This window comes from Thermococcus sp. GR5 (assembly GCF_012027535.1).
GTDB lineage: Archaea > Methanobacteriota_B > Thermococci > Thermococcales > Thermococcaceae > Thermococcus > Thermococcus onnurineus.
Map to the genome: position 1 here is coordinate 1 of NZ_SNUN01000021.1, position 502 is coordinate 502.

The window sequence follows — 502 nt, forward strand, 5'->3', positions numbered from 1 at the left end:
TAAGAAGGAGGGAAGCTCTCAATATAATTTCAAACTTGATAGATATCCAAGAAACACTATATAAAACATTATATGCATTGGCAGGTGCAACTGAAATCGTAAAAAGTGTAGATACTGATACTCCTGAGATCAGGCTTCAAAAATTAAGAGAATGGATCAATAACTACAAATCGGGTTCTAAAAATCTGAAAAAACAACCCAAAGAAAATAGGAAGTCTTTTTCTGTGTGGGTCAAAAAAACATTATATTTGTGTATTAAAGCAAAAAATGATCCAAACATTATGGATGATATCGAGAAGATACTAAAGAAAGCATACAAACGAAAATATGACCAGTTTAGGGTATTGTTAGCAATTGTGGATATCTGCAAGGAGTTTGATCAGGACATCCCAATGTTGAGTGTAGATATGTCTCTTAATGAGGCCATCAAGTACTGTATCGTTGCAGTCTCAAAGGTGCCTGAGAATTCACTTTTGAGAGAAGCAAAAAGGAGGTACAAATA

General features: G+C 34.1%; 1 protein-coding gene. It reads left to right on the top strand.

Annotated features, from left to right (window positions below; translation table 11 throughout):
* On the top strand, window positions 1-502 hold a 502-nt coding region (locus E3E33_RS10690), incomplete at both ends, for a hypothetical protein (RefSeq protein ID WP_167731692.1).